Below are 24805 nucleotides of genomic sequence, written 5' to 3' on the forward strand. Positions count from 1 at the left end.
TTTAAGTCACACAGCAGAGCAAACGATACGGTAAATCTGTTGAAGTTGCGATTTGCCTTTCAATTGTACAGGCGCGAGGGATTCAACAGGATATGTTAGCGACATATCTTCTATCGCATTAAAAATACTGTGTGAAAGAATAATTTCTCCACGACTGGCTAAGTTTACAAGGCGTGATGCAACATTCACTGTGTCCCCAATTACAGTATAATTCATATAGTTGGGTGAGCCTACGTTGCCGACAATAATTTCTCCTTTATTAATTCCAATGCCTAATCCAACGGTTACTTGATGTTGTTGATGCCATGCGTCACGGAGTGCAACAAAAGCGTGTTGCATGTCTAACGCGGCATGAATCGCCCGTTGTGGTGCATCTATTTGGTTAAACGGTACGCCAAAACCGATTAATAAACAATCACCTGCCATGTTAAAAATAGTGCCGTCATATTGATAGCCAATTTCTGTCAGCATGGTAAAAAATTCGTTTAATAAACTTACAACATGAATGGGTTGTAATACTTCGGACATGGTGGTGAAACCACGCAAATCGGCAAACATAATCACACCATCTAAACGGTTTTGTTGATTAGCTAGTACAATTTCTGCCTTTTCGGGGGTTGCAAGAATTTCGTCGACCAGTTTTGGAGAAACATAGCGTTTAAAAACACTTTTGAGTTGTAATTTTTGTGCTTCTTCTAGTTGGGTTCTGGCATATTGATAGCGTAATAGTGAGCGAATACGGGCAAGTAGCTCTTCTCGGTTAATGGGTTTGGAAATGAATTCATCTGCCCCTGCTTGAATGCCTTTAATTCGTTCTGTTCGTCCTTCTAGTGCGGTGAGTAAAACAACGGGGGTTAAGATGCTTTCATGACGGGATTTTATTTGTTGGCAAACTTCAAATCCATTCATTTCTGGCATCATTACGTCGGACAAAACGATGTTAGGTGATTGATTAATAACTAATTCAATTGCTTCTTGCCCTGTGCTAGCAACCAGCACATTGTAGCCCTCTTCCCGTAAATAGGCACTAACTAGTAAAGAATCATAGGGTTGGTCATCTACAACTAAAATCTTTACCTGGGCTGGGTCGGGGGTGCTTACTGTAAAGGTGGGTTGATTGTCTTCGCAAGCAATGGTGTTGCTTGTAGCAGGGATAACAGGAGCAGGCGGTGTTATTAATATTTCTAGTGCTTGTTTAGCCTGATAATAGGCTTCTAATAGTGTTTGTAACCCATTTGCTAATAAGTCAATTTGTTGATTACTTTTATAGTGTTCTAATTGTTGGCAAGCGTTGGCTAATTTGTGCAGTCCAAGATTGCTACTGTTTGCCTTAAAACTATGAATTAATCTGGTAATACTGACAGTATCTTTTTGTTCAACTGCTTGCTGCAACAGTTGAATGGCAACGTCGGATTCTTCAAGATAGCTTGTAATCAGTTCCAGCAGCAGTGCATGTTCATTGTCGCCAATAATGGTAGTTAATGTTTGTAAAACGATATGTGCTAGTTGCTCACTAGTCTGTTTTTCCTCAATTAAGTTAACAGATTGTGTTGTCTTTATGGGCGAGGTGATGGACAAAAAAAAATGTTCAAGTACTTGATGCACTTGTTGATATTCTGCTGCTAATTGTTGGATTTTTTCCGTTAGCCCTTGAGTTTGCCCTTGGCGGGTTTGGCTTTCAACTTGACGACATAATTCTGCGAGTGCAACAGCACCAAGGCTTGCACTACTGGATTTTAAGCTGTGACTTGCCCGTTCAACCGTTTGTAAATCCATGGTAGCACTGGGATAAGTTTGCATATTCTTAACTAATTCTTGACTATCATGTAGATAGGTTTCAACGAGTTCTAGTAATAACGCTTGTTCATCACCAACTAATAGGGTTAATGCCTCAGTAATTTGTGTTTTTAGCGTGTCTAAATCAGTTGTTGTCACTAACGCAGATGTTTCAGTCGTCGGTGTGCCATGTGAAAAGGGTGGAAGTGGCGGACTGATTTCTAAGCCTAACAAGCTTTGTATTGCTTGTTTAACCTGATGATACTCACTGATAACTTTCTGTGTTTTTAATACAATATCAGTGCTATCCCCTTGTCGACATTGATATTCAACCTCTTTGCAAGAATCGGCTAGTTCTAAAACCCCCAAACTAGCACTACTTGATTTAAGGCTATGCGTCACTTGTGCAAGCAATGCCATGTCAACTGCACTTGAATCGGCTATCGCGCTGTATAATTGCTCGATTAAGCTTTCTCCCCCATCTAAATAGGTGGTCATTAATTCTCGGATTAATTCAGGTTCATCATCACCAATTAAACTGGATAATGCCGTTTGGAGTTGTTCCTTCAGCAAAGAAAGTTGATTCATATCAGTCATTATTGTCGGTGTATTATTAATTACAGTAGGTTGCTGAGACGTTTTTACTGGTGTAGTTGGTGTAGAAACCGTGAGTAATGGGGGTTCTACAGATTGTAATTGTAACCGTGAAGGACTACGCCATAATGCAGCAACGAGTTCTTCGCGACGAATGGGTTTAGTTACATAATCATCCATGCCTGCCGCTAGGCATTTTTCCCGATATCCCTGTAAAGCATGAGCCGTCATTGCAACAATGTAAGGACGTTGTTCAAAATGTTGCCAGCGTTCACGAATTTGTTCTGTTGCTTCAAACCCGTCCATTTCAGGCATTTGTACGTCCATTAAGATAGTATCATAATGTTGGCGCGCAACGGCCTCTACGGCTTCTTTACCATTACTAGCAATATCAACAGAGTAGCCGAGACGACGAAGTAAGTGAATAGCAACTTTTTGATTTGTAAGATTATCCTCTGCTAATAAAATACGTAAAGGATGTTTCTTCGCCATGTCTTGGTCAGGAGAAGATAATTCAATGTGTTGAGAAGGATCTAGCGATTGCGGGCTAAAAACAGATTTTATAACCGTGAGTAATTGAGCGGCTTTAACAGGTTTAGTTAAATAGGCAGAAAACAGATGAGGGCTAATATCTGCATGATGTCTGCCCAATGAAGTCAACATAATAATGGGTAGTTCTTTAATATTATATGTTTTTCTGATTTCTTTTGTTAATGTCAACCCGTCCATTTCAGGCATTTGCATGTCTAAAATCACGAGGTCAAAGGGTATTGTGGATTGTTGTAGGCGATTTAAGGCTTCTTTCCCTGAAAAGGCTTCTTCTGCAGCCATTCCCCATTGTTGGGTTTGGAGTTTTAAAATACGTAAATTAGTCGCATTGTCATCAACAATCAGCAAATGTTTACCAACTAATTCAATCGGGATACTGGGTATGGTGGTGTTTGGGTTTTCTCCAATGGTAGTGGTAATTGTAAAGTAAAAAGTTGATCCTTTGCCAATTTCACTATCTATCCAAATTTTACCTTTCATTAATTCGCATAGGTGTTTAGAGATAGCCAACCCTAATCCTGTACCGCCATATTTGCGTGTCATAGACGCATCAACTTGACTGAAAGATAAGAATAAACGGTCTATGCGATCAGACGGGATACCGATGCCTGTATCTTTAACGGCAAAATATAATTCAATTTGATTGTCTGCTTGTTGCGCGGGTAAAAGCCGAGCAGAAACCATAACGACAACTTCACCTTGTTCGGTAAATTTTACTGCATTGGTTAATAAGTTGACTAAAACCTGACGTAAGCGGGTTAAATCACCGCATAAGTAATCAGGTATTTGTTGTGCCTCATGGTCAAAAAACGCCGTGAGTTCTAAGTTTTTCTCGGCGGCGCGTGGTGCGACTAAATCCAGTGCAGATTCAACACATTCACGTAGATTAAATAAATTTTCTTCTAATTCTAACTTACCTGCATCAATTTTAGAAAAATCTAAAATATCATTGATTAAGCAGAGTAATGTATCACTACTGGTGCGAATAGTTTCGACAAAATCGCGTTGTTGCGCACTTAATGGGGTTTCTTGTAATAAACCCGCCATACCAATGACAGCATTCATGGGAGTGCGGATTTCATGACTCATATTTGCCAAAAATTCACTTTTGGTTTGACTGGCTGCTTCTGCAACTTCTTTTGCTTCTTGTAAGTCTTGAACGGTTTTTTCCAGCTCCTTATTTGTTAAGGATAGTTCTGCCGTTCGTAAGTTTACTTGTTCTTCTAAATGTTCACGGTGTTTAGCTAACATTTGGTCGCGTTTTTGAATTTGCGCCAACATATTGTTAAACCCTTTTACTAATAAGCCCAATTCGTCATTACTGTAAGCACGTGCGCGAATACTATAATCCCCTTGTCGACCAACAACGCTGGTTGTTTCCACAAGGTGTAATATTGGACGGGAAATTAAGGGCTGTAAAAAGGTAGAAACACCGAATGCGAGTAAAGAACAAATTAATAAAATGATTAAGATAATCACAGCGTATTCAAGCAATAAGCTATTAATACGCCCTAAATCTGATTGAATATATAACGCGCCGATAGTTTTATTTTTAAAAACAATATCTTCAAATATATCCAGATGATTTGATTTAAATTGGTAATTAGTTGCTTCAACAGGGGGCGGGTCAAAGGAAATTGACTCGTTGCGTTGATACGTCGCAAAGACTGCTCCGCTTTGGTCATAAATCACTGCGGCCGTGACATTTGGCTCAAAACTTAATGAGGCTAAAGAGTCTTTTGCCGCTTCAGGTGCAAGAAAAATAAGTGGAGCTGCGCTATTTGCGCCTAATACTTTAGCCAATACGGTGTAATCACGTATCATGGCTGTGCGTAGAGAGTTGACCTCGTTCATCGCAAAAAAGGTTGAGGCAACGAGCAATGCGACCACATTAGTCAACATTGTGATGAAGACTAATTTATGACGAATGGATAAGTTAGCAAACGCTCGCATTAGACATTAATCTCGTAAAGGACGCATGATTTTGGAAAGACGAAGCAAGTTAGCATCCGCTTTCATTCCTGCTGCTTCGAGTTTATCGGGATTTATGGCTAACCGAATTTTATTATCTACTGTGAAAAACTCTATCATGCCACCTCGCAAAACAAAATCGGGTATATCGCTGACTGTTAAGACGGAATAAGAGTCTAACAACGCCAATAAGTCTTCTAGTTGAATCTGGGCTGATTGACCGATAAATAAGATATGACAGTTATTAATTGTCGCTGTGTTTAATAAGCGTACTGCCTTTATTTTTCTATCTTTGGCATTTTGGTTTTTTAAAAGATTATCTAACACTTCTTCAAAAGGGTCAGTGCCAAAAATACAAACTTGAAAAGTTTGTGTGCTGTCAGTAAATGCGGTAGAAGGCCAACTGATGAAATTAGCAAAATTATATAAAAAAGCTGCTTTTACCTGATATTCAGTTGCAACAGTTGGCGTAGCAAAACAGGCATAAGGTAAACAACTTCCTAATAGAAAAAACAAGAGCTGTAGTTGAAATGATAACTTTGAAATCACGACATTTCTCAGTGGGCAATTAATTGGTGGCTGACGTGATGAACGTGATGAGAGAGTGTAGTCACGCTATAAACCTGTCTATTGTACTGGATTCTTTTAGTTTATTGACCAATAAAATAGTTAGATTATAAATTATCAGGTGAATTTTATTTATAAACAATTTATTAGCATAGTAATTTGTCACAGTTTGAGGACAAAATAGCACGCTGTTGGCACACTCAAAAAATGCACAATCCTGTTAATCAGTTATGGCGTTGAATACTGTAAACGATTGTGAAGGTTTCTAATTAAATTAATTGCTTCTTCTCCTCTACCCGCCTGATAAGCTAATTCGGCTGCTTGTAGGGTTGCTAATTGATCACTATTTAATTGAGTTTGATGATTACGTACTGCCACGATGAGTAAATTAGCTTGTTCAAGGTAAAATAGATTTAAATAATCACGTCCTTCGCGGGAAAAAATTTCTACTAAAGAGAGACTGTCATCAATTGCACCTTCTTGTGCGCTAGCCTTTGCCTTTTGTAAAATAATTTCTATGTGCGCAGGTTGTAAGCCTAAATTAACTAATCGCTCCCACATTTCCCCAGCCCGATCTAAGGCAATTGTGACATTATGCGCCCCAACGGCTTGTTCTTTTGCTCGAACCGCTGCATAACGCGCTTGATTCATATTCCCACTTTCTAAATTTTGTTCTGCTTCTAACAAACTTTCTTTTGCTGCTTCTAGTTTATAAAGTGCATAACGCTCTGCTTGTATATCTTGCGCCGCCTTTAAGGCTTGACGAGCATCACTCATTTCTTGAATAGGTACACTCGCACAACCCCCCATTGTCAATAAAAAGAGCATTAAAGTACCAAGTGACTGGGGTACGGTTCGCATGAATAAACTCCACTGGTTAAGAAAAGAGAATATAATAATTTATCCCGTGTTTATTTGAAAATCTTAATGTAATGACAAGGTATTTTCAGGGATATGGCAGAGTAATAAATTAAAAATAATGAAATGTATAATAAGATAACTATAAGTCTTTTTGGCTAAAATTATTACCAGTGTATAATTGACTGTCAAGAAAACTACGGATTAAATGAAAAATGCGATAAATCGCCTTGAAAAATAAAATTTCGGATGTTCAAAAGTTGGGAAATATACGACAAAAATATGTTATATACGCCACGCTGTTGGTTTTTTACTACGATACCAATTATTTGCAACAAACCAATTGTTATGAATTTACTTTATGCTATCAAAGGAATTAGATTTTTCTTATGTTAGAAATCCTCATTTTGTATTACAGCCGCCACGGACATGTGGCACAAATGGCACAAAAAATTGCACGCGGTGTTGAAGAAGTCCCTAACTGTCAAGCAATGCTCCGCACTGTACCGCCTGTATCCACTGTTTGTGAGGCAAGCGCACCTACTGTTCCAGACAAGGGCGCACCGTATGTAAGCCTAGAAGAATTACAGGCTTGTGATGGATTGGCTTTAGGTAGTCCTTGTTATTTTGGTAACATGGCAGCCCCAATGAAATATTTTCTTGACCAGACCAGTCGTTTATGGCTAGCGGGTGCATTAGTTGGCAAACCTGCATGCGTCTTTACTTCCAGTAGCAGTTTGCATGGTGGGCAAGAAACAACGCTAACCTCCATGTTTTTGCCACTACTGCATCATGGAATGCTGATTATGGGTATTCCTTATACTGAAGCGGATTTACTCAATACCCGCAGTGGGGGAACGCCTTATGGGGCGAGCCATTTCGCAGGGGTTGAACAACAGAACAGTTTAAGCGAAGCGGAACACCGTTTATGTCGTGCGCTAGGCAAGCGTTTGGCACAAACCGCAATCGCTTTAAACCGCAAATAACAAATAAAGATTGTCTGCATCAGAATGTTCAAACAAGATAAATTTAACAATGACACTACTCGATAGCCTACTGTTGGTCATAGCGGCATTAATGGCTGGTGCATTAAATAGCATTGCAGGGGGAGGCACATTTTTCACTTTTCCCGTTTTATTAGCGATAGGCGTACCACCTGTTATCGCCAATGCTAGCAACGTCGTCGCGCTCTGCCCTGCGAGCATTGCGAGTGCTTGGGCATATCACCACGAACTCCGACAACCCACATTAAACCTCATTCCTTTACTCTCCATCGCCTTATGTGGGGGCGTTATTGGGGGCGTATTACTCCTAAGCATTGAAGAGGCTTTATTTGTAAATTTAATTCCCTACCTTATCTTATTAGCAACGCTCCTATTCGCATTCAGTGACAGACTCAGAAAAGTCTTACACCACTCACACCACTCGACAAGCTCTCGCTTGCAACGCCAACTATTTGATAAAACATTACAACTAATGACTGCAATATATGGCGGGTTTTTTGGTGCAGGTTTGGGCATTATGCTACTGGGAACGCTTGCAATCAGTCGTCAAGACGACTTACACACCCTAAACGCCTTAAAAAACATCCTATCCGCTGTTATTTATAGCGTTGCCGTTATCACCTTCATACTTGCAAACGCAGTGAGCTGGTCACATACCCTAATAATGATGGCAGGCTCTATTATTGGTGGATATGCAGGTGTTAGCCTCGCCCGTCGCCTTCCGCCCCTTTATTTAAAACGCTTTATTGTCCTTGTTGGGACGGGGCTGACTTTTTATTATTTTCTTCGCTAATCTTCCTTAAAAAGGCAACCGCCCGCATGTTTACCACACAACTGATAGACTCGGCCCAAACGATGGCGCAATGGGGCAAAAAACTGGCGTTAATTTGTCCACCACAACTAACCATACACCTGATTGGCGAACTTGGAGCGGGAAAAACAACCTTTGTGCGCGGCTTTATCAATGCGTTAGGACATCAAGGCATCGTCAAAAGCCCTACCTACACCCTTGTAGAACCCTACAAATTACCGACACACCAACTCTATCACTTTGACCTCTACCGCCTGACAGACCCAGAAGAATTAGAATACATGGGTATCAGAGATTATTTAGCAGAAACCGCTGTTTGCGTCTTTGAATGGGCAGAACGGGGCGGTGCTTTACTCGGTACGCCCGATTTGGTCATAGAATTGCATTACCGCACAATAACCAGCCGTGAACTTAACATTACCGCACAAACCCCCGCAGGAAAAATCACCTTAGCCCAACTGACATAAACACATTGAATATAAACAAATCGTCAGCAATATTGCCTATAGTGCTTTTCTTATGTATGGATTTACCCCTAAGTAAAACCGATTACAATGGCCGTTTTACCCCTATTTATTATCACAAGAGGTTTTTATGAAATTGACACATATCATGGTTGCCGCAATGGTTTCCGCGCTCATTCTTTCAGGATGTGGCGCAAGTAGCCAAACCAAGACTGTTGGCGCAGGTGCTGGGATTGGCGCAGTTGCAGGCGGTGTATTAGGCGGTGTGATTGGACACCAATCAGGTAACAAAAAAGAAGGCGCGATTATTGGCGCAGTTGCTGGCACTATGTTAGGTGCGTTTATCGGACAACGCATGAGTCAACAAACCGAAGAACTAGAAAAAGTACCCGGTGTTGAAACCGTCAACTACGACAAAGAACAACAAAAAATTGAAGCCCGCATGAAGATTTTATTCGACTGGGATAAATCCGACATCAAGGCAAGCGAATCCATCAAACTTGACGAACTGGCGCAAGTATTCTCCAAATATCCTGAAAACATCGTTACTATTGAAGGTCATACCGACAGTGATGGCACAGACGCATATAACAAAGACCTGTCTGAACGTCGTGCGGGTGCAGTAGAACTATTCTTACGGAGAAAAAATATCGGTATTTCTAGTTTAAGTTCTATGGGTTACGGTGAATCTATGCCGATTGCCTCCAATTCAACCGCTGCGGGTAAAGCACAAAATCGTCGTGTAGAAATCAAAATTTCTGTTGACCAAAAACGTGCTGAACAACTACAACAACAATCACAAGGTCAACAACCTCAATTGTTACAACCGCAATAATAGCAAACCGAAAGTAATAATCATTTTATTACGGATAACTTTATATTATATGAAGTTATCCGTTTTTTTATGCAATATAACCCACACCAGAATGCACAGAATTATCAAAACCAACAACATTTAAAGACGAAAAACAGTTGTTAGACGCTGTCTATTGCTCGTTACCAAGTTTCACTTGGTAATGCCTATTCGCCAAGCTCTGCTTGGCGGGTACTTGAACGTCCCACGCTTAAGTCCGCTTGTACTCGGCAAGCGGAGCTTGCAAGGCAGGCATTACCAAGCAGAGCTTGGTAACGAGCAAATTGTTCTATTGATGCGCTCTTTTTACTGATATTCTATTTAATCTTTTTATAGTACTGTTGCTTATAACCCACACCAGAATGCACAGAATTATCAAAACCAACAACATTTAAGGACGAAAAACAGTTGTTAGACGCTACCTATTTTTTTCATTGTGCATATTACCCATGCAAATTAATCATTTTTTGTATAAAAAGAAAAAATAGACTTGTTTTAATAAAAAAAATACTAACTTTCAATTAGTAATACTAATAATTATTTCAAGACACAAAAAATACCCTATCATTTAAATCAACTATTAAAATAAACTAAAGTGACATAACAAAATAAAAAATAACCATTTTTTTATTAAAAAAATTAAGATTGATTAACTAGGTTAAACTTCTTTATAGTTAGCGTTTTATTATGTGAATTCATTCCCGTCTTATAGATTGACGAAAAATGGTTAGTACATAGCAATTTCAAAAACATCTATTAGGAAAACCACCATGTCCACAATTGATACCTATTACGAGGTGATGCGGCGACAAGGCATCACTCGGCGGAGCTTCCTCAAGTTTTGCAGTTTAACGGCGGCAGCACTAGGGCTAGGACCCGAATACATTGGACAAATCGCGCACGCGATGGAAACAAAACCGCGCACGCCCGTTATTTGGCTACACGGTTTAGAATGCACGTGTTGCTCAGAATCGTTTATTCGCTCCGCCCATCCGCTTGCTAAGGATGTGGTGTTATCCATGCTATCGCTAGATTATGACGATACTCTCATGGCCTCCGCAGGACACCAAGCAGAAGCCTGTTTGGAAGAAACCATTGCAAAATATAAAGGTAATTACATTCTTGCTGTAGAAGGAAATCCCCCGCTAAATGAAGATGGTATGTACTGCATTATTGGCGGTAAACCCTTTGTCGAACAACTAAAACGTGCCGCAGAAGGCGCGAAAGCCGTTATTGCATGGGGTTCTTGCGCATCTTGGGGCTGTGTTCAAGCGGCAAAACCCAATCCAACCCAAGCAACCCCCGTACATAAAGTTATTTTAGATAAACCCGTTATTAAAATTCCGGGCTGTCCACCGATTGCTGAAGTCATGACGGGCGTGATTACCTACATGCTGACCTTTGGTCGTCTGCCAGAATTAGACCGTCAAGGTCGTCCTAAAATGTTCTATGGACAACGGATTCATGATAAATGCTACCGTCGCCCCCACTTTGACGCTGGTCAATACGTAGAAGCATGGGACGATGAAAACGCCCGTAAAGGCTACTGTTTGTACAAAGTCGGCTGTAAAGGGCCAACCACTTACAACGCCTGTTCTACCGTGCGCTGGAATGAAGGCGTTTCCTTCCCGATTGGCTCAGGACATGGCTGTATTGGCTGTTCTGAAGATGGCTTTTGGGATAAAGGCTCATTCTACGACCGTGTCACCGATGTAGGACATTACATTGATGGTGCTGCAAAAATGGGCGAACACATCGGCGTAGAAGCGACGGCAGACAAAGTAGGTATGGCAGCAGCAGGCGTGGTTGGTGGTGCAATTGTTGCCCATATCGCGGCAACTGCGATTCAACGCGCCCGTAAAGGCGGTCAGCAAGCAGAAATAGAACCCGTAGAAAGGAGTGAGCAATAATGGCTGTGGTGACAACACCAAATGGATTTTCTTTAGACGATAGCGGCAAGCGCGTTGTTGTCGACCCAGTGACCCGTATTGAAGGTCACATGCGTTGCGAAGTGAATTTAGACGAAAACAATGTGATTCGTAACGCGGTTTCTACAGGAACCATGTGGCGCGGATTAGAAGTTATTTTAAAAGGACGTGACCCGCGCGATGCATGGGCATTTTGCGAGCGGATTTGTGGGGTTTGTACAGGCACACACGCCCTTGTTTCCGTGCGCGCGGTAGAAGATGCCGCTGGGATTAAAATCCCTGAAAATGCGAATACTATTCGTAACTTAATGCAACTCTGCTTATACGCACATGACCACTTAGTTCATTTCTATCACTTACATGCGCTAGATTGGGTTGATGTCGTCAGTGCCTTACAAGCTGACCCGAAAAAAACCTCCGAGTTAGCCCAAAGCATTTCTAGTTGGGCCTTATCCTCTCCCGGTTATTTCTTAGATATTCAAACCCGTTTAAAAGCCTTTGTTGAATCAGGACAATTAGGTCCTTTCATGAATGGCTACTGGGGGAATCCTGCATATAAATTACCGCCCGAAGCCAATTTAATGGCCGTCGCGCACTATTTAGAAGCCTTAGATTTTCAAAAAGAAATTGTAAAAATTCACACCGTTTTTGGTGGAAAAAATCCCCATCCTAACTGGTTAGTCGGCGGGATGCCCTGCGCAATTAATTTAGACAATACAGGCGCAGTCGGGGCGATTAACATGGAACGCCTAAACTTAGTCAGCAGCATTATAGACCAAACAATTGATTTTATTGATAAGGTTTATGTACCTGATATTAAAGCCATCGGCATGTTCTACAAAGACTGGTTATATGGCGGTGGATTATCAGGTAAAAACGTTATGTCTTACGGCGAATTTCCTGATATTGCCAACGACTACACCAACAAGAGCCTATTAATGCCTGCTGGCGCAATTCTGAATGGTGATTTATCCACGGTTTACGATGTTGACCTACGCGACCCTAGCCAAATTCAAGAATTTGTCAGCCACTCATGGTATGCCTACGCTGATGAAAGCAAAGGCTTACACCCTTGGGATGGCGTGACTGAACCTAAATTTGAACTCGGTAGCAAATCCAAAGGCACAAAAACCAATATTGAACAAATCGATGAATCCGCCAAATATTCATGGATTAAGTCCCCGCGTTGGAAAGGTCATGCAATGGAAGTCGGACCTTTAGCCCGCTATATCATCGGCTACGCCAAAAATATGCCCGAGTTTAAAGAACCCGTTGACAAACTCCTGAGTGATTTAGGCTTACCCATTACTGCCTTATTTTCCACATTAGGACGGACAGCCGCACGGGGTTTAGAAGCCTCTTGGGCCTCACATGAAATGCGTCGCCAGTTTGACAAACTCGTTGCCAACATCAAAGCGGGTGATTCCAACACAGCCAATATGGAAAAATGGGACCCCAATTTATGGGGCAAAGTGAAGGGCGTTGGTTATGGCGAAGCCCCGCGTGGTGCGTTAGGACATTGGGTTGTCGTGGAAAATGGCAAAATTGCTAACTATCAAGCCGTTGTACCAACCACATGGAACGCATCCCCACGTGACCCACAAGGACAAATCGGCGCGTATGAAGCTTCATTACTAGATACGCCTGTTGCGGTTGCTGACCAACCATTAGAAATTTTACGGACTTTACACAGCTTTGACCCTTGTTTAGCCTGCTCTACCCACGTCATTTCCCCTGACGGGCAAGAATTGGCAAAAGTAAAGGTGTTATAGCGGAGGTTTATATGACAACATCCGTTGAAACAAAAGGAAAGTTTCGTTACGTACAATCCATTTACGTCTATGAAACCCCTGTGCGTTTATGGCATTGGTTAAATGCTTTGTGTATCACAATCTTAATGATAACAGGCTATTTAATCTCTCATCCCTTACCCTCTATCGGTGGGGAAGCAAGCGAGCATTTTGTAATGGGTTATATTCGCTTCACCCATTTTGCGACAGCGTATATTTTCACGATTGGCTTTTTTGCACGAATTTACTGGGCATTTTTTGGCAATCACCACTCCCGCCAATTGTTTATCCTGCCGATATTCAATTTAACATGGTGGTCTGAGGTGATTTATGAATTGCGTTGGTATTTTTTTCTGGCAAAAGAACCGAAAAAATACGTTGGACACAATCCGCTTGCCCAACTTGCCATGTTTTTCTTCATCACCTTAGGTTCACCTTTCATGATGTTGACAGGCTTTGCGTTATACGCAGAAGGAACAGGCGCGGGCAGTTGGCAAGATGTGCTATTTGGCTGGGTGATTCCATTATTTGGACAAAGCCAAGATGTCCACACATTCCATCAACTGGGTATGTGGGCAGTGTTAATTTTTGTAATGATTCATATTTATGCGGCCATTCGTGAAGACATCATGTCACGTCAAAGTCTGGTCAGTACCATGATTAGCGGTTATCGGATGTTTAAAGACTCACGAGATTAAGTTATCAAGAAAAAGACTGGTAATTCGTTATCAGTCTTTTTAACTATTATTTACTATAAATAACAGCTTATATTTATACGCCCTCTAACAGTATCACTGCTGTCCACAAATTGCTCCCGCCCAAGTATTAAAAGTTATCCACCAACTTCCCATTAAAATTAATTTATAAAACATATAAAATTTTTTATAAATTAATAAGTTATTACCACTACAGGCAATTTAATAATTGCATTTTAATCCGTTTAATTTTCGAAACAATTAACTGAATTTTATTGCCAATTTAAACCCACTCTTTCAATGGTTTTAATACGGACTGTCTTTATATTTTTCTACTAACGACGGAAACCGCACAAACAATACGTACAAGCTCCATGTCACCTACATAAAAAGTCTGCTGGAGTATTTGTTATGAAAAAACTTGTCTGGGGTTTTCTCAGTATTGCCGTTATTGCAGGATTCATCTGGTTTAAAACACAAAAACAAGAAACCCCGAAACAAGCCTTTACTATCCAAACCAGTGAAGTGACATTAGGCGATATTCGCCAAGTGGTTTCTACTTCTGGTTCTGTACGTGCATTAATTACAGTATCTGTCGGCTCACAACTATCAGGACAATTAACTGAAATAAAAGCAGATTTTAATAGTGAAGTTAAAAAAGACCAAATTATTGCGCGTTTAGACGACAGCACCTACAAAACCCGTGTTAATCAAGCAAAAGCAGCATTAAATGTTGCTGAATCAACTGTTAAAGTACAACAAGCAACGTTAGAACGAACCAAAGTAACCGCAGCGAATACTGAACGCGAATATCAACGCAATAAATCATTACAAGCTAAAGGTTCTGTTTCTGAATCAGCTTTAGATACTGCCCGCGCTGCTTATCAAGTTGCTGCCGCAGAAATAGAAATTACACGCGCACAACTGGAAAATGCCCAAGCAAATGTTCAACAAAGTAAAGCATCACTAGAAAGTGCTGAAATTGATTTAGCCCGTACTTATATTCGTTCCCCCATTAACGGCATCGTTGTTAAACGCAGTGTTGATATTGGACAAACCGTTGCGGCCAGTTTATCCGCACCCGAATTATTCACCATCGCCCAAGATTTACGCCAAGTTCAAATTGACGCACAGGTTGATGAGGCGGACATTGGACGGGTTTCGGTTGATGCACCCGTTTTTTTCACAGTGGACGCATACCCCGAACAGCGTTTTCGAGGCGTTATTGAACAAATTCGCCTTGCCGCTACCGAATTAGACAATGTTGTTACTTATACCGTTGTTATCTCTGCGGAAAATCCACAAAAAAACCTATTACCGGGCATGACCGCTAATGTTGAAATTGTCACGGGTGAACGCCGTAATGTCTTAGTCATCTCTAATGACGCATTACGTTTTCGCCCCAGCAACGAATTTAAAGCACGGATTAATACAAGTGATGACACGAAGAAACTATCTGATAGACAAGAAAAACTTTTAAATTTATTAGAAAAAGACATGGGTTTAACCGCAGAACAACTAGAAAAAGCCCGCGTAGCGATTGAAGAAACCAAAGATAAAACAGGGAGTAATAGCGGACAAAATATGCCCGCACCACCAGACCCCTTCGGCAGCAACGCATCGCCATCATTGAATGCAGGGCGATCCATGCAGGCCTTGCGTACAGTCTTAACCAGTGAACAATTCAGCCGTTTACAAACGTTACAAGAAGGTTTGAAAAATCGCCATTTTGGTGATGTTTGGGTACAGAAAAGTGATGGCTCAATCCGCTCTTATCATGTTGAACAAGGGGTGAATGATGACCAAAAAACGGAAATACTCGGCAATGATTTAAAGGTCGGTGACAAAGTGATTACCAAAGTACAGGCAAAAAAATAAATGTGTACTCCTTCCCCTTTAATCCGCTGTCAACAACTGTGCAAAACCTATCAAATGGGTGACAACCTTTTACAAGCCTTGCGGGGTATCAGCCTAGATATTTATGCGGGTGAATACGTTGCTGTTATGGGTGCATCAGGCTCGGGTAAATCTACTTTTATGAATTTACTCGGCGCATTAGACAAACCCAGTAGCGGGGAATTAGAAATTGATGGGCGTAATATAGGCAGTTTATCATCGGATGAGCTGGCTTATTTTCGTAATGAAGTCATTGGCTTCGTTTTCCAACAATTTAATTTATTGGCTCGCACTTCCGCCCTAGAAAATGTGGAGTTGCCCATGCTCTATTCCCGAAAAGCACGCCCAAATCGTCATGAGCGCGCGAAACAATGTTTAGAACTGGTTGGACTAGGACAACGCATGGATCATCAACCCTCACAACTCTCTGGTGGACAACAACAACGGGTTGCCATTGCGCGCGCATTGGTTAATGAACCGCGTATTTTATTAGCAGATGAACCAACGGGTGCGTTAGACACAAAAACCTCTGAAGAAGTGATGGCAATTTTTGGACAACTCAACCAAATGGGCATTACGGTTATTCTCGTCACGCATGAACCTGATATTGCTGACCACGCTAAACGACGTTTAATGTTTCGTGATGGTTTACTCTTAGAGGACAAACACGCATGAGTATTTGGACAGCGGTTCGAGTTGCTTTTCTTGCCCTGCGTTTAAACGCTTTACGCAGTATTTTAGCCATGTTAGGCATTATTATTGGCGTTGCGTCTGTCATTATCATGGTTTCTATCAGCACAGGGGCAAAACGAGAAGTAGAAAAACGTATTCAAGAATTAGGCAGTAACTTACTGATGGTTATGCCTAGTTCTTTGGACATGGGGGGCGGACGACAATCAGGTGCAGGCACAGGGCGACCTTTTTCAGAATCGGACGTTGTAGCGATTCGTGAACAAATTCCTGATGTCATTGCAGCTTCTGGCACGGTCAGAGGGTCTGCCGCCATTATTGCTATGGGCTTAAACTGGACAACAACCGTTTATGGCGTAAATGAAGAATATCTTGCTGTACGTGGTTGGAGCATTGTGGACGGACGCAATTTTATTGCGTCAGAAATTCGCTCAGGGGCTAAAGTTGCGTTATTAGGACATACGGTTATTGAAAATTTATTCGGTGATGCGTCACCTGTAGGCTCAGTGATTCGCATTAAAAATACGCCTTTTCAAGTGATTGGTGTGTTAGGTGAAAAAGGACAGTCTTCTATGGGCAGGGATAACGATGATGTGATTTTTGTCCCGACTGCGACTGCACGTAACCGCTTATTTGGCGGGAATAATGTCGTCCGCGACTATGTGCAAGATATGGCGTTACAAGTTTCTGATAATGCTGTTGTTAGCGAAGTACAACGTGATGTAGAAGATTTATTACGGGTACGGCGGGGCGTAAAAACAGGGGAAAAAGACAGTTTTTCAGTACGCAATCTTGCCGAATTTATTCAAGCCCGCAGTGCAACGCAAAATACATTAAGTTTATTGCTCGCTTCTACGGCGGCGATTTCGCTCATTGTGGGAGGGATTGGGATTATGAATATCATGCTCGTCTCAGTGACCGAACGCACCCGTGAAATTGGATTACGCATCGCATTAGGGGCAAGACGTAAAGACATCCGCAATCAATTTTTAGTGGAATCCATTACGTTATGCGTGGTTGGTGGATTAATTGGACTGAGTATTGGTGCCGCAGGTTCATTTGCTGTGGCACAAATGGGACAATTTCCGATTAGCATAGACCCTATGATTTCCTTATCCGCATTGGGGTCAGCCGCTTTTGTCGGGGTTTTCTTTGGGTTTTTCCCCGCCCAACGGGCTGCCCGTATGAATCCAATTGACGCATTGCGTTATGAATAAAAACCATCTGAGTCAGGACTTTTAGAATTAATAGCGCTGTCAGCGTTTAAAAGACAAGATGAATAAAGCAATAGGGATAGCATGGCGGAAGCGGTGCTATCCCTGTGTTTTTTGCCTGTCTTTTAATTCTGATAATTCAGTGAGTTGTGGTTCAGATAAAAATCTAACACTTTTCCAAGCGGGTATAAGCCAATAACAGCCATTTTGTCGCACCTTTGGCAAAGCGTACTTGAAAACGGGTTAATTCGCCTTGTCCCTCCTGCTCGATAATCACACCATTGCCATAAGTGGGATGACTAACATTATCACCTACTTGTAATGTAATACTGGGTTGTACACCGCTATGATTAGAATAGGCACTCTTAAGACGGATTTCCTGCAACAATTCGCTGGGAATTTCGCGAATAAAGCGTGATTGTTCGGCATTATTACGCTGTCCATACTGCGCACGGGTTTCACTGTGAGATAAGTATAATGTTTGACGCGCACGGGTAATGCCGACATAGCATAAGCGTCGTTCTTCTTCTAAATTACCTTCATCAAGACTATTTTGATGTGGAAAAAGCCCTTCTTCTAGCCCGCATAAAAAAACCAGCGAAAATTCTAGCCCTTTTGCAGAATGTAGCGTCATAAGTTGCACGCAATCGTCAAATTTACTTCCTTGTCCCTCACCCGCTTCTAAAGCCGCTTGGGCAAGAAAAGCACTTACAATATCAAACTCTTCTTTATTCTGTGTTTCAAATTGTTGGGTAGCGCGGAGCAATTCATCTAAATTCTCTTGACGACGTTGTGCATCAATCGGGTCATCTTTTTGATAATGGGCGATTAATCCCATTTGTTGAATAATCTGTTGCACTTTTTCACTGAGTGAACAGTCAAGCAGTTGTTCACTCAGTTTGTCAATAAACGTGACAAATTCTAATAGCGGCGTTGCGGCGCGTTTAGTTAATAATTGGGCATTTATTGCATGATGAACGGCTTCCCACAAAGCACATTGATGTTGGCGAGCGATTGCGCGGAGATTTTCTAGGGTTTTATCACCAATTCCCCGTTTTGGTAAATTGATAATCCGTTCAAAAGCGGTGTCATTTTGCCGATGATGTAATAAGCGCAAATAGGCTAAAACATCTTTAATTTCTGCCCGTTCATAAAAACGTAATCCGCCAAAAATTCGGTAAGGAATATTTTTTTGTATCAACGCTTCTTCAAATACCCGTGATTGTGCAGAAGTGCGGTATAAAATCGCTACTTCTTGCCATTTTTTCACCCAATCGGCGATTTTACCGACAATAAATTGTGCTTCGTCTATTTCGCTGTAAGCACTATAGAGATAAACAGGTTCACCCGCTTCGCCATCTGTCCATAAATTTTTCCCTAACCGTTTTTTATTGTTAGCAATTAGGTTATTAGCGACAGATAGAATAGTGCCTGTAGAGCGGTAATTTTGTTCTAGGCGAATCATGTGTATGGCTGGATAATCTTTGCTGAGGTTTTGAATATTTTCAATTTTTGCCCCACGCCATCCATAAATAGACTGGTCATCATCACCAACGGCAAATAAATAGCTATGTTGTCCTACTAATATTCGTAACAGCTTATATTGAATATCATTTGTGTCTTGAAATTCGTCAACTAACACATGACGAAAACGGGTTTGATAGGTCGCTCGTAATGCCGTGTTATCTCTTAGAGTTTCATAAGTACGGAGGAGAAGTTCTGCAAAATCAACCAGCCCATTTTTTTGACAATATTCTTCATAGGTTTGATAAAGGGATAACATTTGTTTTAACCAAAGGTCATAACCCTCTGCAATGATATGTTGTGAACGTAATCCCTGTTCTTTACAATTATTAATAAATTGTTGTACTTGCTTGGGTGTCCAGATTTTATCATCTAGGGCAAACGTTGTGAGAATCCGTTTTATAACCCGTTGTTGGTCGTCACTGTCTAAAATCTGAAAGGTGCTGGGTAAGCGCGCCTCTTGCCAGTGCATACGGAGTAAGCGGTGACAAATTCCGTGAAATGTACCCACCCATAAGCCTAGGGTTGTCGTTTGTAGCAGTTGATTAATGCGGGTTTGCATTTCACTTGCTGCTTTATTGGTAAATGTAACGGCAAGGATATTGTGGGGGCTTGCTTGTTGGGTTTCTAAAATCCACGCGATACGATGCACTAAAACACGGGTTTTTCCACTGCCTGCCCCAGCTAGAATAAGTAAATGCTCGGCGGGGGCTGCAACGGCTTCGCGTTGAACGGCATTGAGTGGGTCAATAATGTGGGAAATATCTTCCATAAGAATCTGTTAGATTGAGGTAAACCGTCGTTATTGTGCAAGCGCATCAATATCGGCAGGGCAAATAGTGCCTTGATGAATAGCTGTTGCAATGAGTACGCCTGCAACATCGAGTTGTTGTAAACGGTGTAAATCGTCAATATTCCGTACCCCACCCGCTGCATATAGTTGGCTTGTTGGCGGAAGCTGTTGTTGAAGTATGCGTAAACGGGTTTCATCAACACCTTGTGCAACGCCAACTTTATTTAAATTCATCAGAATCAACCGACTTGCCCAAAGCTTAGGATGTGTCCATAACGCAGGTAAGCCTAAAAATTGGTCATGATGAAAATCTAGGGATAAGATAAAACCTTCAGCCGTCGCGGTATCTAATAAAGATTGATAATGGGTTAAATCGGTTTGATTTTCACTACCAATAATAGCCGTACCAAGTGCGGCCGTTTGCCAACTTTGGTAATGTTGTACATGGCGAATACCACTATCAACCCAATAATTTAAATGGGGAAAATGCTGATGTAATTGGCGTAAACTGGCAAGATTATCACCGCGTTGTTGAATCGCATTTAAATCGGCTATATACAAGTTTGTAAAGGGATAAAACTGTAGTAGCCCCGCTACAATAGCAATGGGTTCGGCAGATGTAGCGAGTGGTGATTGAATCGCATGGTAATGAGCGCGTTCACCTGCGCGGGCGTGAACGACGATACCGTCTAATAAGTCAATAACAGGAATAATTTGCATAATTTGGCTAGAGCGTGTCATCAAATAGTAAAAAGTGTTATATTATAAATATATACCCAGATATCGCCAAGGATAAAACAATGAGTCGTCGCTATGCCTTAACCGATGAACAATGGTCAAAACTAGAACCGCTACTCCCTGGACGTAAAGGACATGTCGGGATGACGGCTAAAGATAACCGCTTGTTTATTGATGCTGTTCTATTCCGTTATCGCAGTGGCATTCCTTGGCGCGACCTCCCCGAACGCTTTGGTGATTTCCGTGTCGTCCATACCCGCTTCAGTCGTTGGTCTAAAAAAGGTGTCTGGGAACGTGTTTTCAAGATACTAAGTGCCGATGCCGATAATGAATATGCCATGATAGACAGCACAATAGTTAGAGCGCATCAACATAGTAGTGGTGGTGGTGCAGATGAAGCCATTGGACGTAGCGCAGGGGGTTTAAGTACCAAGATTAACTCCGTTGTTGACGCACTGGGCAATCCGACCCTTTTTTTTTGACTGCGGGACAGGCAAGCGACCTTGAAGGGGCTGATGCTCTTATTCCTCAGATAAAGGCAAACGCTTTATTGGCTGATAAGGCTTATGATGCTGATGAACGGGTTAGAGATGTTTTAAAACAGAAAAGCATAGAACCTGTGATTCCGTTCAGGAAAAATCGTTTAAATCCACCTGATTATGATAAAGCTCTTTATAAGGCACGTTATTTAATCGAGCATTTCTTCGGTAAATTAAAGCAATACCGCGCCATAGCTACACGATATGATAAACGCGCTAGGAATTTCTTAAGTGGGGTTTATTTGGCTTCTACCTTGATTCTTTTGGCTTGAACCTTTAACCCTTCTTATTTGATGACAGGCTCTAGCGTGTGTCCCTTTAACCATCCATATTTGTTATTTGATGATATGTTTTTGTTATCCACCCCGTTTTTTCGTGGCCTGTTTCACCTCATCAATAATTCTATCTTGCGTTTCTTCACTTAAATAAGGATGTAAAGGCAGGCTTAATACTTTATCAGCAACGGTTTCAGCCATTGGAAATTGTCCTTTGGTTAAACCTAAGTGTGCAAAGACGGGTTGAAGATGTAATGGTGGATAATAATGGATTTTACTGGGAATACCTTGTTTTTGTAGTTCTTTTTGTAACACTTCCCGTTGTAATACTTGAATTACATACGGGCTATAAACGCTAGTATTTTGTGGTCTTACAAGTGGTGTTTTAACACAGCCTTTTAATCCTGCGGTAAGAGCTGCGCCGATTCGAATACGGGCTTGCACTTCTTCCGTCAAAATTTCCAGTTTTGCTAATAAAATAGAGGCTTGCAATACATCTATTCGCCCATTAATTCCGATGCGGGTGTGATAATAACGTTTTTCTTGTCCATGTCGGATTAATTGGCGTAAACGTTCAGCAAGTACATCATCATTGGTAAAACAAGCCCCTGCATCGCCATAAGCACTGAGTGATTGATTAACAAAAAAACTGGTGCAGGCAAGGGTTGATAAATTACCCGAGCGTTTACCGCGATACGTCGCGCCAAAACTTTGTAACCCATCTTCAATCACAGGCAACTTGTGACGGGTTGCAATAGCATTAATCTCATCAAAATCAGCACATTGACCATAAATATTTTGGGGAATAATCGCTTTAGTTTTTAATGTAATAGCCGATTCTAACAATGCAGGATTTAACGTATAAGTATCGGGGTCTATATCAACAAATACAGGCTTTGCACCTAGCAGACTGATTATTTCCGCAACAGCGATAAACCCAAAAACACTGGTAATAACTTCATCATGTGGTTTGATATTTAAGGCTAAAAGTGCCGCAAGCAGCGCGTCTGTGCCACTAGCCAGTGCAATACAATGTTTTCTGCCGACATAATTGGCTAACCGTTGTTCTAATATCTCTATTTCTGCGCCACGGGTATATTGCCCATGTTTTAAAACGGCAAATAAATTTCTTTCTAACTGAGTACGAATGCGTAATTGTTGACTATCTAAACCACTGAAAGGTAAGGTTTCATCATAACCATATTCTGCTAAAATACCATAAATAAACTCATGGTCACCCCAATGTATATCAGAATGTAAGGTGGCGAAGTTTTCCTGATTTGTCCAAACAACGGTTTTTCCCGTCAACATGGCGGCATCGAGACTAATAAGTGCCTGAATTTTTTGTGGATGTTCGGGGGGAATTTCTTGCCAATGCGTTGCTAATGAAGATAATAATTGCACTCCATTGTCTAGCAAATTATGTAACGGTTGTAGATTAACCGTTTGTGGCTCTATTACGGCGAGTGAGCAGCAGGGAATCCAAAAGCGGATTGAAGTTGACGTTTTTTGCAGGCGATTAAAGCAGTGTTTAATATCATTTGCACTGGGGGACAGTAATGCAAGGATGACATCATTGTCCAATACAATGTTTAAATTCATAGTTATACCTTGACTTACCGCACAAAAATAACAGGTAATATGTTTAGGGCATATTTTACTCCAAAATATGTGGAGATACGTATTATGGTTTATAGAACTCGTTTGAAGTCTTGAGATAAAAAATACGGTAGTGCCAAACAAGGAATGAAAAAAATAGTAGCTGTAATGTGATCTTGCGATTTCTTAGCGCATGATAAAGTTTTACGAACTACTTTCTCATAACACTTACCATGAATGATGACTTCTCTTGATTACCTAGGTGCTTTGACATGCGGAACAGTCTGGCATTTTGAGTTTTCTTCTTTAGGCAATTTCTTTTATTAATTGGTACTTGTTTTGCGTTACCGCATTTTTAACTATCACAAATGACCTCAATATTAAAATTTATAATGCATTAAATATCTTCATTTTTTTATATTTTCAGCAATAATCTGTTTTACAAAAGTAGATAATTCCGTTTTATTCTGATCTGCTAGCTTTTTTATGATTTCATAATCATTCACTTCATTTCCTGTCCAATATAAATCAAGTCGCTTAACAGGGTTTAACGCAATATGATTGTAATTTATAGGGTTTCCCCAATAGCATTACATACAAAGTGAGGGACTTTTTTCAGTTTTCCAATTATCACAGTGTTCACAGCTCCATGATTTTGCCCTATTACATGAGCCACATAAGGGCATAAAATGCTCAATATCCTGCTTATCTACAATATTTCCACTAACTTCATAAGGAACTCGGTGGTCAACTTGCAAGTATCTCGCTTCAAACATGCCATTGCAGATATAGCAACCGCACTATAAAAAGATTAAATAGAATTCAGTAAAAAGAGCTCATCAATAGAACAATGTTGTTGTTTACGGAGAGTCTTAGCTTGAGCCCATTTATGCTCAATAGGATTTAAATCAGGCGAATAAGGCGGTAAATATTCCAAGAGATGCCCAGCGTCTAAAATAGCCTGCTGAATGTCGCTACGTTTATGAAAAGTGGCGTTATCCATCACAATCACAGAATTCTGAGGGAGTTTAGGAAGTAAGTCTTGGGTTATCCAAGCGAAAAAGACATCGGAATTAATCGCCCCAGAAACTAAAGAGACGGTTAATAAACAAAAATTGAGCAAAGCCCCGATGACATTAGTGCGTCCCTTTGCATTCCAGTCTTGCGTGCCAGAGCAACGTTTGCCGATAGGTGCATAACCAAAACGGCGTGGCATATCATGAGCAAAACCACTTTCATCGATGAAAACAATTTGCCTATCGGATTGTTTATAACGGTTCATTTTGTTTTGAAAGACTTGCCGTGCTTCGGGGTTGGCTTTGGGATGTTTGAGTGTTTTTTTTACGGCTAATCCCTAGACGTTTTAACGCATGGCGAATCCCGCCTTCCGTAATCCCAAAACGGGCCGCGCGTTCATAATGGTAAGCATCGGGATATAACGCCACATCTTGTTTTAGGGCTTCCATGTCTATTTTAGTTGGTCTGTTACGTGTCCCTTTGGCTTCCAAGACTTTGCTCCACCTGACGACGCTTGCGATGGCTATTTGAAAGCGTTTCGCTACCGCTGCTAGGGTGAGATTTTCTTCTTGTTTCACTTTTAATACTTTTTTACGGAAATCTGTTGAATAGGTCATTTCTTATTCTCTTTTTAAAATACGGTTACTATATAACATTTAC

21 protein-coding genes are annotated in these 24805 nt (G+C 41.1%); 12 read left to right on the forward strand and 9 right to left on the reverse strand.

The genetic code is table 11. The features are described from left to right. Window positions 1-6: 6 nt before the first annotated feature. The 3 genes from AL038_RS01115 to AL038_RS01125 form a co-directional block, all read right to left on the reverse strand. A complete protein-coding gene (locus tag AL038_RS01115; RefSeq protein WP_062147769.1) occupies window positions 7-4872 on the reverse strand; it encodes a sensor histidine kinase, YfiR-like protein-associated in 4866 nt (1621 codons plus the stop codon). A 6-nt stretch (window positions 4873-4878) separates the two neighbouring features. Next, window positions 4879-5439 (reverse strand): TOL_0243 family YfiR-like periplasmic protein, encoded by a 561-nt coding sequence (locus AL038_RS01120; RefSeq protein WP_062147772.1) that lies wholly within the window; start codon window positions 5437-5439, stop codon window positions 4879-4881. Window positions 5440-5685: 246 nt separating this feature from the next. Further along, on the reverse strand, window positions 5686-6318 hold the full coding sequence (locus AL038_RS01125) for a DUF4398 domain-containing protein (protein WP_062147775.1): 633 nt from the start codon (window positions 6316-6318) through the stop codon (window positions 5686-5688). Between the two features lie 386 nt (window positions 6319-6704). Between AL038_RS01125 and wrbA the strand changes: the two genes are divergently transcribed. From wrbA to AL038_RS01180, 11 genes are all read left to right on the forward strand, one after another. Further along, on the forward strand, window positions 6705-7301 hold the full coding sequence (gene wrbA, locus AL038_RS01130; RefSeq protein ID WP_062147777.1) for an NAD(P)H:quinone oxidoreductase: 597 nt from the start codon (window positions 6705-6707) through the stop codon (window positions 7299-7301). A 49-nt stretch (window positions 7302-7350) separates the two neighbouring features. Beyond that, window positions 7351-8112: a sulfite exporter TauE/SafE family protein gene (locus tag AL038_RS01135; protein WP_062147780.1), complete on the forward strand. Its 762-nt coding sequence runs from the start codon at window positions 7351-7353 to the stop codon at window positions 8110-8112. 26 nt (window positions 8113-8138) lie between these two features. Next, the gene (tsaE, locus tag AL038_RS01140) at window positions 8139-8597 is read left to right on the forward strand and encodes a tRNA (adenosine(37)-N6)-threonylcarbamoyltransferase complex ATPase subunit type 1 TsaE (protein WP_062147783.1); all 459 of its coding nucleotides are present in this window, start codon (window positions 8139-8141) and stop codon (window positions 8595-8597) included. 127 nt (window positions 8598-8724) lie between these two features. Continuing rightward, complete coding sequence (locus AL038_RS01145) at window positions 8725-9429, forward strand: YiaD family glycine zipper/OmpA-like lipoprotein (RefSeq protein WP_062147786.1); 705 nt, start codon at window positions 8725-8727, stop codon at window positions 9427-9429. A gap of 154 nt (window positions 9430-9583) precedes the next feature. After that, complete coding sequence (locus tag AL038_RS01150) at window positions 9584-9760, forward strand: hypothetical protein (protein WP_161575409.1); 177 nt, start codon at window positions 9584-9586, stop codon at window positions 9758-9760. A 457-nt stretch (window positions 9761-10217) separates the two neighbouring features. Further along, window positions 10218-11357 carry a hydrogenase small subunit gene (locus AL038_RS01155; protein ID WP_062147788.1) on the forward strand — a complete coding sequence of 380 codons (1140 nt, stop codon included), beginning with the start codon at window positions 10218-10220 and terminating at the stop codon, window positions 11355-11357. Continuing rightward, window positions 11357-13147 carry a nickel-dependent hydrogenase large subunit gene (locus AL038_RS01160; RefSeq protein ID WP_062147791.1) on the forward strand — a complete coding sequence of 597 codons (1791 nt, stop codon included), beginning with the start codon at window positions 11357-11359 and terminating at the stop codon, window positions 13145-13147. Before AL038_RS01155 ends, AL038_RS01160 begins: the two co-directional genes overlap by 1 nt. A gap of 11 nt (window positions 13148-13158) precedes the next feature. Beyond that, on the forward strand, window positions 13159-13863 hold the full coding sequence (gene cybH / locus AL038_RS01165) for a Ni/Fe-hydrogenase, b-type cytochrome subunit (RefSeq protein WP_062147794.1): 705 nt from the start codon (window positions 13159-13161) through the stop codon (window positions 13861-13863). Window positions 13864-14271: 408 nt separating this feature from the next. Further along, window positions 14272-15738 carry an efflux RND transporter periplasmic adaptor subunit gene (locus AL038_RS01170; RefSeq protein ID WP_062147797.1) on the forward strand — a complete coding sequence of 489 codons (1467 nt, stop codon included), beginning with the start codon at window positions 14272-14274 and terminating at the stop codon, window positions 15736-15738. After that, window positions 15739-16431 (forward strand): ABC transporter ATP-binding protein, encoded by a 693-nt coding sequence (locus tag AL038_RS01175; RefSeq protein WP_062147801.1) that lies wholly within the window; start codon window positions 15739-15741, stop codon window positions 16429-16431. Beyond that, window positions 16428-17663: an ABC transporter permease gene (locus AL038_RS01180; RefSeq protein ID WP_062147805.1), complete on the forward strand. Its 1236-nt coding sequence runs from the start codon at window positions 16428-16430 to the stop codon at window positions 17661-17663. Before AL038_RS01175 ends, AL038_RS01180 begins: the two co-directional genes overlap by 4 nt. 163 nt (window positions 17664-17826) lie before the next feature. Here AL038_RS01180 and uvrD read toward each other — a convergent pair whose 3' ends face one another. Together uvrD and AL038_RS01190 are read right to left on the reverse strand one after the other, a co-directional pair. Next, window positions 17827-19956 (reverse strand): DNA helicase II, encoded by a 2130-nt coding sequence (uvrD, locus tag AL038_RS01185; protein WP_062147808.1) that lies wholly within the window; start codon window positions 19954-19956, stop codon window positions 17827-17829. A gap of 30 nt (window positions 19957-19986) precedes the next feature. After that, window positions 19987-20718 carry a HisA/HisF-related TIM barrel protein gene (locus AL038_RS01190; RefSeq protein ID WP_062147811.1) on the reverse strand — a complete coding sequence of 244 codons (732 nt, stop codon included), beginning with the start codon at window positions 20716-20718 and terminating at the stop codon, window positions 19987-19989. Window positions 20719-20777: 59 nt separating this feature from the next. Here AL038_RS01190 and AL038_RS01195 point away from each other — a divergent pair. After that, window positions 20778-21526 (forward strand): IS5 family transposase gene (locus tag AL038_RS01195; RefSeq protein ID WP_101539186.1). Its coding sequence is split into 2 segments (ribosomal slippage): window positions 20778-21192 and window positions 21192-21526, totalling 750 coding nucleotides; the frame shifts between segments, so codons are not numbered across the junction. An 84-nt stretch (window positions 21527-21610) separates the two neighbouring features. On the opposite strand, the gene AL038_RS01200 is transcribed toward AL038_RS01195, so the two are convergent. From AL038_RS01200 to AL038_RS18380, 4 genes are all read right to left on the reverse strand, one after another. Continuing rightward, window positions 21611-23131, reverse strand: a complete 1521-nt coding sequence (locus AL038_RS01200) for a DegT/DnrJ/EryC1/StrS family aminotransferase (RefSeq protein ID WP_272898033.1) — start codon at window positions 23129-23131, stop codon at window positions 21611-21613. A gap of 587 nt (window positions 23132-23718) precedes the next feature. Further along, on the reverse strand, window positions 23719-23916 hold the full coding sequence (locus AL038_RS18905; RefSeq protein WP_414635106.1) for an HNH endonuclease signature motif containing protein: 198 nt from the start codon (window positions 23914-23916) through the stop codon (window positions 23719-23721). Between the two features lie 23 nt (window positions 23917-23939). After that, complete coding sequence (locus tag AL038_RS18375; RefSeq protein WP_106405021.1) at window positions 23940-24410, reverse strand: IS630 family transposase; 471 nt, start codon at window positions 24408-24410, stop codon at window positions 23940-23942. Beyond that, on the reverse strand, window positions 24397-24762 hold the full coding sequence (locus AL038_RS18380) for an IS630 transposase-related protein (RefSeq protein ID WP_062147814.1): 366 nt from the start codon (window positions 24760-24762) through the stop codon (window positions 24397-24399). Before AL038_RS18380 ends, AL038_RS18375 begins: the two co-directional genes overlap by 14 nt. Window positions 24763-24805 lie beyond the last annotated feature (43 nt).

The organism is Beggiatoa leptomitoformis (assembly GCF_001305575.3).
Lineage (GTDB): Bacteria > Pseudomonadota > Gammaproteobacteria > Beggiatoales > Beggiatoaceae > Beggiatoa > Beggiatoa leptomitoformis.